Source organism: Campylobacter sp. IFREMER_LSEM_CL1097 (assembly GCF_025772225.1).
In the GTDB taxonomy this organism is placed as follows: Bacteria; Campylobacterota; Campylobacteria; order Campylobacterales; family Campylobacteraceae; genus Campylobacter_D; species Campylobacter_D lari_D.
In genome coordinates, this window is sequence record NZ_JAKMRT010000003.1 from 22,068 (window position 1) to 34,402 (window position 12,335).

Consider the following 12,335-nt stretch of genomic DNA (forward strand, 5'->3'; position numbering starts at 1 on the left):
ATTAAATTTGGGTTCTTGAAATTTCTTTATATGCGTTTATAGCCTTATTTCTAACTTCAAGCATAAATTTCATACTTGATTCAGCTTTGCTAATCGCAATTGCAGCTTGATGTAAGTCTTTGACTTCGCCTGTTGCAATGTCTACCATAGCAGCTTCGGCGGTTTCTTGAGTTTTATTAAGATCGTTGATGGAATTTTTTAATAAACTCGAAAACTCATCTCCTATGTTGCTTGTGTTGTTATTATTGTTTTTGTTATTAACATTGTTAAATTGATTTATACCATTAATAGTGTTCATTTATTAACCTCTTAGTAAATCTATCGCACTTTGTGCTATAGTTTTGGTGCTAGTAAAGGCACTTACATTAGCTTGATAAGCTCTTGTTGCTTCTATTAAATCGGCCATTTCAATAACAGGATTTATATTTGGATAAGCAACATAACCTTGTTCATTCGCATCTGGATGAGATGGGTCAAATTTCATACGAAAATCTTTATCATCTCTTACAACTTTATCAACTACTACGCTCATTATAGCAGGTTTTGCATCTTTTTGTGAAGCAGGATCGTTTAAAGGATTTTCATATTCTAAAAAATTATTATCTTTAGCTATTTGCTTGTTTAGCAATTCGTTAAAATCAGTTGCTTTAAAAATCACTTCTCTTCTTCTATATGGACCACCTTCTGCTGTTCTAGTAGTATTAGCATTAGCTATATTTGAGCTAATTACGTTCATTCTAAAGCGTTGAGCACTAAGTCCATATCCACTAATATCAAAATCACTTAAATAAGCCATTATTTTTCTCCTAGCCTAATTTAGAGCTTGTTTCTATGATGGTTGAAAAAATATTACTTTGTCTTCTTAAAACACTATCTAAAGCAGAAATCATCATAGTATTTTTGCTCATTTCAGTAGTTTCTACATCAAGATCTACTGTATTTGCGTCATTTCTTGCCAAATGCCCATCTCTTAAATAAATAGTTGATTTATTAGGATCTGGAAATTTCCAAGGTTTTTGATGATTTGTATTTGTGCTTGCTAATTCAAGCTCTTTAGTATCTTTTTTTTTGAAAATTTCATTTGCTCTATTAACTAAAGCAGTTTCAAATTCTATATCTCTTGCTTTATAAAAAGGAGTATCAACATTTGCAAGGTTAGAATTAATCATTTGACTTCTTAGGTTTCTTCCTGCTAAGGCATCAACAATAAGTTCTTTTGACTTAAAAGGGCTTATCATAATTTTTCCTTTAAAATAAAGCTTTTATAGACTAAAAGCAAAAATCATTCCAAAATATTTATGCAATTTTATTTATGTATAAGTATATCTTTTTATAGTAAATTTTTGAAATTTTTAAAGCCACTTTCAAGTGAAACTTTTTTTTCTAGTGTTTTCAAAAAATCTTTTTTTGTCATTTCTTTAGCACCCATAAATTTTAAATGCTCATTAGGCACTTGACAATCTATTAAAAAATCATATGGTTTTAAAAGCTCACAAAGTCTTATTAGGGCTACTTTTGAGGCATCTTTTTTAAGACTTATCATACTTTCACCAAAAAATATTTTACCTATTATAAGTCCGTATAAACCACCAATTAAAATATCATTTTCATAAACTTCAACACTATGAGCTAAATTTTGCTCAAAAAGCTTTGTATAAACTTGTATAAATTCTTGACTTATCCAAGTTTTTTTTCTTTTTGCGCAATGACTTATAAGCGAGTTAAAATCAAAATTAAGTCTTATTTCATAAGTTCTTAAAGCTTTTTTTATGCTTTTTTGTATGCGCACTTCATCAGGTAAAAGTACCATTCTAGGAGAAGGACACCACCAAGTAACAGGATTGCTAGTCCATGGAAAAAGTCCTAAGCTATAAGCATGAGGTATAAAATTTACTTCTAGTTTTTCACTAATAAAAACAGGCGCATCATCAGGGCTTTTTAAAAGTTTAGAATACAAATTCAATTTTTTCATTTTTGGAAAGTTTGAGTTTTAATTTACCACCATTTTTTAATTTTCCAAATAAAATTTCATCACTTAATCTCTCGCCTAATTCTTCGGCAATAATGCGTTTTAATAATCTTACTCCAAATTCTTTATTATTAGTTTTTTTAGCAAGAAATTCTTTTACTTTTTTATCAGCTTCCATGGTGATGTTGTTTAAATTTTTTGCCATTAAATCTAGTTCTTTTTGAACGATTTGTTCTAAAATTTCTTGACTTAAGTCATTAAAATGAATGATTTTATCTATACGGTTGATAAATTCAGGTGCGAAGAAATCTTTTATGGCTTTATTACTTTTTTCTTTATCACTGCTTAAAAAACCAAGCTCATTACTTTCTTTGAGACCTAAATTTGAAGTCATAATGATAATAGTATTTTTAAAATCAGCTTTTAATCCACTATTATCTGTTAAACTTGCATTATCAAAAATTTGTAAAAAGGTATTAGTTAAATCAGGATGAGCTTTTTCTATCTCATCAAATAAGACTACGCTAAATGGATTTTTTCTAATGCTGTTACTAAGCAAGCCGCCATCTTCATAGCCCACATAACCTGCTGAAGTTCCTATGAGTTTGCTCACATCATGTTTTTGCGAGTATTCACTCATGTCAAATCTTTCAAGATTAAGGTTTAAAATTTGTGCTAAATTTTTTGCAAGTTCGGTTTTACCAACTCCACTTGAACCGGTAAATAAAAACACGCCTTTTGGGGTATTTTTGCCTTTTAACCCCGCATAGCTTTGTTTTAAAATAGAACACAAAGCTTTAATGGCTTCATCTTGTCCAAAAATATTTTGCTTTAAGTTTTGCTCTAAATTTTTTAAGATTTTACCTTGATCACTTTCATAAATTTTATGAGAATGTGTCATTCTTGCTAAAGTATTTTCTAAATCTTTTATTTTTACTATTTTTTTACTTTTTTTATCTTCTAAAGCAAAGCTTGCGCCAAGTTCATCAATTAAATCAATTGCACTATCGGGTAAAAATTTATCATGTAAAAATTGTTTTGCTAGTTTTATGCTTGTTTGTAAAATTTCATCACTGATTTTGATTTTGTGAAAATTTTCATATTTGCTTTTTAAGCCTTGCAAGATCAAAAAACACTCTTCTTCGCTTGGCTCATCTATATCAATTTTTGCAAATCTTCTACTTAGAGCTTTGTTTTTATCAAAGGTATTTTTGTATTCTATGAAAGTAGTTGCACCTATGCATTTGATGTTGCCATTACTTAATGCAGGTTTTAATAAATTTGACATATCTGCATGACTTTCATTGCTTGCGCCGGTTCCTACTATGGTGTGAATTTCATCTATAAATAAAATAGCATTAGGGATATTTTCTAATTCTTTAATGATATCTTTTAACCTTTTTTCAAAATCACCCCTATATTTTGTCCCCGAAAGTAAGCTTGTCATATCAAGGCTATAAATTTTTGAGTTTTTTAAATGTTTTGGCACTTTTTCTTCAGCTATAGCTAGTGCTAGTCCATCTATAATGGCACTTTTACCAACACCTGGTTCACCAACTAAAATAGGATTATTTTTCTTACGACGGCTTAGAATTTGCATCATTCTTTCAAGTTCAAATTTTCTACCTATAACAGGATCTATTTTGCCTTTTTTTGCAAGTTCAACTAGCTCTATGGTATGGGTTTTTAAATTTTCAAATTCAGCATTTTGTAACAATTCTTTTATTTTTTCTTCTTCTATTAGGTGTTTTTTTAAGATATTATAAGAATAAGCTTTTTCTTCTTTGCAAAGTGCAATGATAAAATCAATCACACTTGTTTGATTTTTTGCATTTAGCTTGTGTAATATATTTTCCAAGATCACAGAAAAAATAGGTTCTATTTCTTTTTTTAAAATTTCATTATTTTTAGCTAGATAATTTTTTAATTCATTTTCAAAGCCTTGTAAATCACCATCTCCGATTTCTTCAAGTAGATTTTTAAAATCATTGCTAAGCTTAACTAAAGCAAAAAGTAAATGCTCACAAGTGATAAATTCATGATGATTGATAAAGCTTAAATGTCTTGCATTTGGTATAAATGAGTCAATCAATTCTTTATATTTCATTGTTCTTCTATCCTTGTTTGGAGTGGAAAATCATTATTTTTTGCTGCCATGTCAACTTGCTGTTTTTTGCTAAGCGCAATTTCTTCTGTGTATATGCCACAAACTCCGCTTCCTTGATGATGGATTTCAAGCATAATTGCACTTGCTTTTTCAAAATCATGATGAAAAATATTCATTAAAATTTCAATTACAAAATCCATGGTGGTAATATCATCATTTAAAAGCAAAACCTTAAACATTTTAGGTTCTGCTAGTTTTTGTTGTTCTAAAATTTCATTTTTTAGACTCATTTAATATCCTAGTAATATCTTCTTGCATAATCTCAGTAGAAACTTTTCCAAGATAATATTTCACATAACTTTTTGAGTCTTTATTCCAAAAATCTGTTAGATCTTGATAATTTCCATCTTTTAAAACTACTTTAAAAGGAAGTTGTTCCATGCTTTGATAGTTGATATCTTTTAAAGCTTGTGCGACAATTCTATCATTTTCTTTAGAATTACTTAAGAAATAATAAGCCCCATATTTAATGGCAAAATCTTTTACAGCTTGATCGCTAACATTTTCAAAATGACTTAGTCCTATGATGATAAAATTGTCAGCATTTTTTTGCCACAAACTTGTTAGATGAGTGGCTTCTTCTTGACAAGGTGTGCAAAAGGTTCCAAAAAAATCAAACATTAAAATTTTACCCTCTTCACCTTTTACTACAAAACCATTTTGTGTTCTTACTAGGGTTTTCTCGCCACCATTGACACTTTTTAAAAGAATTTCATCACCCATTTTATACTCAGCAAATGCAAATTCATTTTCGATTTTTTCTTCACTTGAGCAAGCACTTATTAAAAATGCAAAAGCAAATGTAAAAAACAAATAAGTAAATTTTTTCATCAAAATCCTTTTTTAATAATGATTTTTCATAGCAGCTCTTGCTTCAAGATCTGCTTGTTTTTTCTTTAAGCTTTCTCTTTTATCGTGTAAGTTTTTTCCTTTGGCTAAGGCTATTAAGACTTTTGCTTTATTTTTTTCATTAAAATAAAGTTCTAATGGCACTATAGTAAAGCCTTGGGTGCTAATTTTACCAAAAAGCCTATCGATTTGCTTTTTATGCATTAAAAGTTTTCGCGCACCTTTTTCATCATGCTTATAAAAAGAATGTGTAGTGCTAAGATGAGAAATATGAGCATTAAGTAAGAAAATTTCACCTTTGATAATACGTACAAAAGAATCTTTCAAATTTGCTCTACTAGCTCTTAATGCCACTACTTCAGAACCTTTTAAAACAATACCTGCTTCAAATTTTTCCAAAATTTCATAATCAAAAAAAGCTTTTTTGTTTTTTACTATAGTTTTTTTCATCATTTAGCCTTAAAAACTCCACTTCCACTTCCACTTAAAAAATAAGCCTCATTAAGAAAAGTTTGCATTTTAGGATAAATTTTTACACAAGGAGCAAATAAGTCGTTTAAATCAGTATTTTTATACTCTAAAATTTCACTTGTTTTAAGTGTTTTAAGTGTTTTAGACAAATTTAAATTCGCTGTTAAATCATATGAGCTTTCATCAAAAGCTTTATATACTTTTGCGCTTGAGCATTCAATAGATGGAAAAGTAAAATCAAGTTGACTAAAATCATCTTCAAAATATTCTACAATCTCGCCACACCCGCTAACATTTGCACTATCATATCCGCTTAAAAAAAAGATTAAATCAGAGCCAAGTTTTTGGCAGATTTGTTTAAGTTGTTGTTGATTGAGTTTTAAATTTAAAGTTTCGTTGATCATTAATAAAAATACAACCGCATCAGTGCTACTTCCACCAAGGCCTCCACCTATGGGAATGTTTTTGGTAAGCTTTAAACTTTTGTCTTTAAAAAATTCATTTAATTCATTAGAAAAACCTAAATTTTCTAATTCTTTATAAGCTTTGTGTATGATAGTATCTTGAGTAAAATTTCCAGTGATTTCAAATCCTTCTTTAGTTTTTTCATCACTAAAGCTTAGCTCATCAAAAATATCTTTTAATAAAACAAAGCGTGATTGTAATAAATGATAAGATCTTGAGTCAATTCCTATGATTTTTAAAAAAATATTAGCTTTTGCGTAAGCTTTCATTTTTTAAGCTTTTTACTTAGATCGTCAAGTTTTATCGTTTCATCGCTAATTGCATGTAAATTTTCACTTTTTACTTGCTCGATAAGCTCTTTGCGTAGTATCATTAAAGACTTTGGAGCTTCGATGCCTATTTTAGCATAGCCTTTGCCTGTTTGAACTACTTTGATTTCTATATCATCTCCGATTTTTATACTTTCATTTTCTTTTCTTGATAAAATTAACATTTTAATACCTTATTTAAATAATATTGCACTTGATTATCTTGGATAGAAATGATAGAAAAAAAATCTTTTTCTTCTAAAATATAGCTACCTTCTTCTTGAATTTCCAAATCGTCCAAAAATATTTTTTGTCCATTGTGTAATTTTTGGGGATATTTTATCGTATTTTTTCTAAGATTTAAATAAGCTAAAGGATTTAACTCCTTTTCATTCTCATAAAAAAACCCTCCCTCGCTTAAACGCTCTAATGAGCTTAGTGTGGCTTTAATACCAAGTTTTCTAGCAAATAATTCACAATAAGAGCGTATATAAGAACCCTCACTAACTGCTATTTCTATGGTTAAAAAGGGATGGTTGTAATGTAGAATTTTAGTATAAAAAATTTCCATAACACAAGGCTTTAAATTGACTTCAAAACCTCTTTTTGCAAGCTCATAAGAGCGCACCCCATCTATTTTTTTTGCACAAAATGCGGGTGGGGTGTAGGTGATTTTACCTAAAAGTTTATTTTTAATTTGTTCTAAAACTTTTTCTTCAAAAGCATTTATAAGATTGATTTCTTTGATATTTTGATTATCAAGGCTTAGTGAATGCGCGCCTAACCAAAGTGTTGCTTTATAAACTTTTGGATTTTTATCAAAAAAACGAAAAAGTTTTGTGTATTGATCAAAGGCTATGAGTAAAACACCTTTTGCAAAAGGATCAAGTGTTCCTGAAAAACCTGCTTTTTTATTTTTATATTTTTTCTTGAGTTTGCCTAAAAAAGCATTAGAACTCATACCGCTTGGTTTATAAGCTACAAAAAGTTTATTCATATCACTTTTTCCACAAAACTTGACATTATCATTCTTTCTATGCCTCCAAAATTAATTGTGAGTTTTTCTTCAGCACCTATTTTACTTACCCCAGTGACTCTGCCTATGCCAAAAATTTTATGTTTGATTAAATCGCCTTTTTTGTAGCAATTTTTTTGATGATCTAGTGTTAATTCTTTTTTGATTACATTACTCTCGCCAAAAAATCTACTTTTTTCTAATCTTGTGCGACTTCCTTTATAAAATCTAGAATTAGCATAACTTAAATAAAGTTTTTTCTTGGCTCTAGTGATTGCTACATAGGCAAGTCTTCTTTCTTCTTCTATATTGCTTGATTCGCTAGTGAGTGGGAAAAATCCTTCTTCTAAACCTATGATAAAAACATAATCAAACTCAAGTCCTTTGCTTGCATGAATACTCATAATACAAATACTTTCTTTATCAAGTCCATCTTGCTCATTAAGTAAAGAAATTTCATTTAAAATATCATCTAAGCCATTATAATTTCCATGAGTAATTTTATCTTTTAAATTAGCATAAAGTTCATCTATATTTAAAAGTTTATCTTCACCCTCTGGATTATCTTTGTAAAATTCTTTGATTTTAAATTCTTCTTCTAAGGCTAAAATCATTGCAAGCAAATCATCTTTTTCTTTGATTTTGTGTATGCTTAGTATGAATTTTTCTAACTCTTTGTCTGTTTTTTTACTAAAAAAACCACTTCCTTGCAAAGCACATAGACTTTCAAATAAAGACAAATGATTTTCTTTGGCATAATTTTCTAGCTTTTCTAAACTTGCATTACCAAAGTTTCTTTTAGGGCGGTTGATAATGCGTTTAAAAGAATAATCATCATTTAAATTTGAAAGTAATCTTAAATAAGAAATAATATCTTTAATTTCAGTTCTTTCATAAAAACGAATTCCACTTAGCAATTTAAAAGGAATTTTTTCTTTGCTAAAAGCTTCTTCAAGAGCACGAGATAGGGCATTTACTCTATAAAGTATGGCTATTTCACTAGGATTAATCCCCGAGTTTAAAAGTTTTGAAACTTCTCTTGCAACCTTAAAACTTTCAATTTTTTCATCATCATTTTGTAAAATTGTAATTTCTTCGCCCTCATCTTTGGTACAAATCAAAGTTTTTCCTAGTCTTTTTCTATTATGCTCTATAAGCTCATTTGCAGCTTGCAAAATAGCGCTAGTTGAGCGATAATTTTGCTCTAATTTGACTAATTTTACATTGTTAAATTGTTCTTTGAAATTTAAGATATTTTCTATTTTAGCCCCGCGCCAACCATAAATACTTTGATCATCATCACCCACCACACAAATATTTTCATGAGACGTGCAAAGTTTTTTTAGAATTTGATATTGTAAGGCATTAGTATCTTGATACTCATCTACTGTTATATAAGTATATTTTTGACTTTGCTCTTTTGCAAATTGTTCATCTTCTAAAATTTTATTAGTTAGCATGAGTAAATCATCAAAATCCATGAAATTATTTTGGATTAAAAAATGCTCATATTGTTCATATAAATGAATGATTTCTTCGTAATTTTTGTTTTTTTCATCTTTTAAAAATTCTAATTCTTTGCGTATTTCTTGGGCGCTTTTGCTTTGATTTTTAAAATTTGAAATATAAGCACCTATACTTGCTAAAGAGCTTTGTAAATTTTCGCTAGCTAAATCTTTTAGTATTTTCTTTTTATCATCTGTATCAATAATGACAAAATTATTTGCCCTATTAATTCTTTCGCTATAAAGTCTTAAAAATAACAAGCCAAATTTATGAAAAGTACATAAAAGGGGATTGTGTAAATTTTGATCTTGTAAAAGTGCTAAGGCTCTTGTTTTCATTACATTAGCAGCTTTATTTGTAAAGGTTAGCGTGAGGGTATTTTGCGCAGGAATACCTACATGATCGATTAAATAGGCAAGTCTAGTGGTAATGGTTTTGGTCTTTCCACTACCTGCGCCTGCTAGTATTAGCATAGCTCCATCAATATGCACGATAGCTTTTTTTTGGCTATCATTTAAACCTTCAAAAAAACTCATTTTTTAAATAAATCTTTATTGTTAGGATTATTTAAAAAAGCATTCATGGATTTTTCTTTTAATTTTTGATCATTTTGCTTTTTGAAATAGTTTGAAAAATTAACAAAAATGATATTATCTTCAACTTGAATTTGAGTAATTGCACCTAAATCCACTTTTACAAAGGTTGCAAAATCATCAGGCCCAAAACCTGCGTGAAATTCTATATGTTCATTTGTTAAAACTATGGATTTAAAAGTATAGCCACCGAGTGCGAAAAGACAATAAGGATTTTTACTCACTACATCTAATTCTGGTGGCAAAGGAGGTTCGAGTGTAACAAATTTAGTATTTACAATGATATTAAACTCAATATCTTCTTGGATTAAAATTTGCAAACATTCATAAATGCTTTTTTGCATTAAAGTTATAAAATTTTTATTATTTAAAATTTTATCAATCATTGCTTAGCCTTAAAAATTCATCTACTAGTATTCTAACTTGCTCTAAGCCTATATTCCAAAACTCATCACTTTCTATATCAAAGCCAAACATAGCTACAAGTTCTTTTGGGCTTTTGCTTCCCCCACTACTTAAAAACTCAATATAAATTGAAGTAAAATTAGAGCATTTGCCACTTTTATATAGACCATAGAGTGCTAAAACTAAAAGTTGTGCATAAGCATAAGCATAGCAGTAAAATGGAGAGTGTATAAAATGTGGTATATAAGAATACCAAAGGCCATAATTTTTGGTTAAAATTACGCTATCTTGAAACATTTTTCTTGATTCTTCAAGCCAAATTTCACTTAGTTCTTGAGCGCTTAGTTCTTCTTTTTTAGCATGAAACCTGCGTTCAAAAGTAGTAAAATTAATTTGTCTATAAAGAGTAGCAAAAATATCTTCAATCTTTGCTGCATATAAAGATAAAAGCTCTTCATTGTCTAAATTTTCTTTAATATAATCAAAAATCAACATTTCTGCAAATACTGAAGCAGTTTCTGCTGTAGTTAGAGGTGTATCTTGATTTAAAAAACTTACTTTATAAGAAAGTTTTTGATGTATAGTGTGACCTAGCTCATGTGCTAGGGTGAAAAGATCGCGTCTTTGGTTGGTATAATTTAAAAGTATGAAAGGATGGCTTAGCGGCGTGCTTGGGTGAGAAAAAGCACCACTTTGTTTAAATTTTTTAGGATAGATATCAATCCAATTATTCTCAAAAGCTTCTTTTGCTATCATGTAAAAATCTTTAGAAAATTTTTCAAAGGCTTTTAAAACTATATCCTTTCCTTGATCAAAATCAACTTGCATTTCTTTTCCAATAGGTGCATAACGATCATAATCTTTTAGCTTTTTATACCCTAGAATTTTTTTCTTTGCATTATAAAATTTAGAAACAATATCAAAGCTATTCTCGCTAGCGCTAATAAGCGCATCAACACTTTTTTTAGAAATTTGATTTCTTATGTGCCTTGGAGTTTCAGGATTTTCATAGACTCTTAACTCACAAATACTAGCAAGTTCACTTTTAATCATATTAAAAATATATACTAAAAGCTTGTTTTGTTTTTTTAAAGTTTTGCTAAAGCATTTTGAAGCTTTTTTTCTAATGCTTCTATCTTTATCATAAAGCTTGCTTAGAATTTCTTCCTCGCTTAATTTTTGTCCTTCAAAATTAAATTTTAAAGCACTAAAGGTTTCATCAAATAATCTTGCAAATGCATTTGAACCTGTACTTGATAGAGCTAGGATAACTCTTTCTTCTTTTTTAGAAAGATTGTGTTTTTTGTGTTTGATAAGATTATTTAAATAAAACTCATAATCTTTGCAAAATGTGATGAAAGTTTTACTTTTTTCTTCTTTTAACTCACAAAATTCAAGTTCAAAAAATAAAAGATTTTCTTCTATTTTTTTACTTAAATTTTCATATTTTGCATAAAAAGCACCCTTGGTAGTATCTTGAGCAAAATTTAAATACACATAGGTTAGTATGTGGGAAAGCTTTAAGATTAATTCTTCATAATTTTTTAAAGCCTGTAAAAATTGCTCATTGCTTAAACTATGAAGATTAGTTTCATATTGTTTTTTAAATTCACAAGCTTCATCTTGGGTTTTTTGTAAAAAAAGATTTAATTCTTGCTCATCTTTAAATAATGTACTTAAGTTCCAATTTTGCATGATTTTAGCTTTCTAAAATGAGTTTTTTTAATACAGCCATTCTAATGGCAACACCATTTTTAACTTGAGTTAAAACCTTACATCTTTTATCAGCCATTACTTCATCACTAATATCGATATTTCTATGCACAGGACCAGGATGTAAGATAATGAGATTTTTATCTTTTATTAAATCTTTGCTAATACAAAAATCATTTGCATAATCTTTAAGCGATGCATAGGTTGGAATATTGTGTCTTTCAGTTTGTGTTCTAAGACTCATGATAATATCAACATCATCAATAACTTCTTTTAGTTTATTTGTTTTTTTAATAGGATAATTTGGCATAAAATGAGGCGGGGACACTAGGGTGATATCAATACCAAAACGAGGTAATAATTCTAAATTTGAAGCAGCAACGCGTGAGTTTTTAATATCTCCTACTATCGCTATTTTTTTACCTTTTACATTATAGTTAAAATGCTCCATTATAGTAAAAAGATCAAGCAAAGCTTGGGTAGGATGAGCGTGTTTACCATCGCCTCCATTAACTATAGGACAATGAGTGTAATTTGCTAAAGTATGAGGCACGCCTGAGTTTTTGTGTCTAACTACAATAGCACTTGGCGCCATTGCGTCTAAATTTGCAGCAGTATCAAAAAGTGTTTCGCCTTTGCTTGAACTACTTCTTGAAACATCTAATTTTAAAACTTTAGCACCTAGTCTTCTTGCGGCTGTTTCAAAGCTTGATTGAGTGCGTGTTGAATTTTCAAAGAAAATTGTTGTGACACTTTTTCCTTCTAAAAATGTACGCGGTTTTTCATCTAAAAATTCTTTTGCTTCTTTAAATAAAGTCAAGATTTCATCATTGTTAAAATCTTTTGTAGTAATTAAATGCCTCATAAGTCCTCC

Annotated in this window: 15 protein-coding genes; all 15 read right to left on the reverse strand. The window is 29.0% G+C overall.

Annotated elements, in window-relative coordinates; all coding sequences use genetic code 11:
* Position 1: 1 nt before the first annotated feature.
* The 15 genes from fliE to L8W64_RS01695 all read right to left on the reverse strand — a co-directional run bounded on the left by fliE (position 2) and on the right by L8W64_RS01695 (position 12,326).
* Positions 2-298, reverse strand: coding sequence for a flagellar hook-basal body complex protein FliE (gene fliE / locus L8W64_RS01625; RefSeq protein ID WP_133318690.1), 297 nt, complete (start codon positions 296-298; stop codon positions 2-4).
* Between the two features lie 3 nt (positions 299-301).
* On the reverse strand, positions 302-796 hold the full coding sequence (flgC, locus tag L8W64_RS01630) for a flagellar basal body rod protein FlgC (RefSeq protein ID WP_133318691.1): 495 nt from the start codon (positions 794-796) through the stop codon (positions 302-304).
* 10 nt (positions 797-806) lie between these two features.
* Entirely contained in the window at positions 807-1,238 is a 432-nt protein-coding gene (flgB, locus tag L8W64_RS01635; protein WP_263672719.1) for a flagellar basal body rod protein FlgB, read from the reverse strand.
* A gap of 92 nt (positions 1,239-1,330) precedes the next feature.
* On the reverse strand, positions 1,331-1,972 hold the full coding sequence (gene aat, locus L8W64_RS01640) for a leucyl/phenylalanyl-tRNA--protein transferase (RefSeq protein WP_263672720.1): 642 nt from the start codon (positions 1,970-1,972) through the stop codon (positions 1,331-1,333).
* Positions 1,947-4,076, reverse strand: a complete 2,130-nt coding sequence (locus L8W64_RS01645; RefSeq protein WP_133318694.1) for an AAA family ATPase — start codon at positions 4,074-4,076, stop codon at positions 1,947-1,949. Before L8W64_RS01645 ends, aat begins: the two co-directional genes overlap by 26 nt.
* The gene (locus L8W64_RS01650) at positions 4,073-4,366 is read right to left on the reverse strand and encodes an ATP-dependent Clp protease adaptor ClpS (RefSeq protein WP_220566880.1); all 294 of its coding nucleotides are present in this window, start codon (positions 4,364-4,366) and stop codon (positions 4,073-4,075) included. Before L8W64_RS01650 ends, L8W64_RS01645 begins: the two co-directional genes overlap by 4 nt.
* On the reverse strand, positions 4,350-4,967 hold the full coding sequence (locus tag L8W64_RS01655) for a TlpA family protein disulfide reductase (protein WP_263661836.1): 618 nt from the start codon (positions 4,965-4,967) through the stop codon (positions 4,350-4,352). Before L8W64_RS01655 ends, L8W64_RS01650 begins: the two co-directional genes overlap by 17 nt.
* Positions 4,968-4,979: 12 nt before the next feature.
* On the reverse strand, positions 4,980-5,435 hold the full coding sequence (gene smpB / locus L8W64_RS01660) for an SsrA-binding protein SmpB (RefSeq protein WP_039668585.1): 456 nt from the start codon (positions 5,433-5,435) through the stop codon (positions 4,980-4,982).
* The gene (locus tag L8W64_RS01665; RefSeq protein WP_263672721.1) at positions 5,435-6,190 is read right to left on the reverse strand and encodes a 4-(cytidine 5'-diphospho)-2-C-methyl-D-erythritol kinase; all 756 of its coding nucleotides are present in this window, start codon (positions 6,188-6,190) and stop codon (positions 5,435-5,437) included. Before L8W64_RS01665 ends, smpB begins: the two co-directional genes overlap by 1 nt.
* Positions 6,187-6,414: a carbon storage regulator CsrA gene (csrA, locus tag L8W64_RS01670; protein WP_012661763.1), complete on the reverse strand. Its 228-nt coding sequence runs from the start codon at positions 6,412-6,414 to the stop codon at positions 6,187-6,189. The genes L8W64_RS01665 and csrA overlap by 4 nt, the downstream gene beginning before the upstream one ends.
* Positions 6,408-7,226, reverse strand: a complete 819-nt coding sequence (gene truB / locus L8W64_RS01675) for a tRNA pseudouridine(55) synthase TruB (RefSeq protein WP_263672722.1) — start codon at positions 7,224-7,226, stop codon at positions 6,408-6,410. Before truB ends, csrA begins: the two co-directional genes overlap by 7 nt.
* Complete coding sequence (locus tag L8W64_RS01680) at positions 7,223-9,286, reverse strand: ATP-dependent helicase (protein WP_263672723.1); 2,064 nt, start codon at positions 9,284-9,286, stop codon at positions 7,223-7,225. Before L8W64_RS01680 ends, truB begins: the two co-directional genes overlap by 4 nt.
* Positions 9,283-9,729: a hypothetical protein gene (locus L8W64_RS01685; RefSeq protein WP_133318700.1), complete on the reverse strand. Its 447-nt coding sequence runs from the start codon at positions 9,727-9,729 to the stop codon at positions 9,283-9,285. The genes L8W64_RS01680 and L8W64_RS01685 overlap by 4 nt, the downstream gene beginning before the upstream one ends.
* Positions 9,722-11,443: a M3 family oligoendopeptidase gene (locus L8W64_RS01690; RefSeq protein WP_263672724.1), complete on the reverse strand. Its 1,722-nt coding sequence runs from the start codon at positions 11,441-11,443 to the stop codon at positions 9,722-9,724. The genes L8W64_RS01685 and L8W64_RS01690 overlap by 8 nt, the downstream gene beginning before the upstream one ends.
* 4 nt (positions 11,444-11,447) lie before the next feature.
* On the reverse strand, positions 11,448-12,326 hold the full coding sequence (locus tag L8W64_RS01695) for an aspartate carbamoyltransferase catalytic subunit (RefSeq protein WP_133318702.1): 879 nt from the start codon (positions 12,324-12,326) through the stop codon (positions 11,448-11,450).
* Positions 12,327-12,335 lie beyond the last annotated feature (9 nt).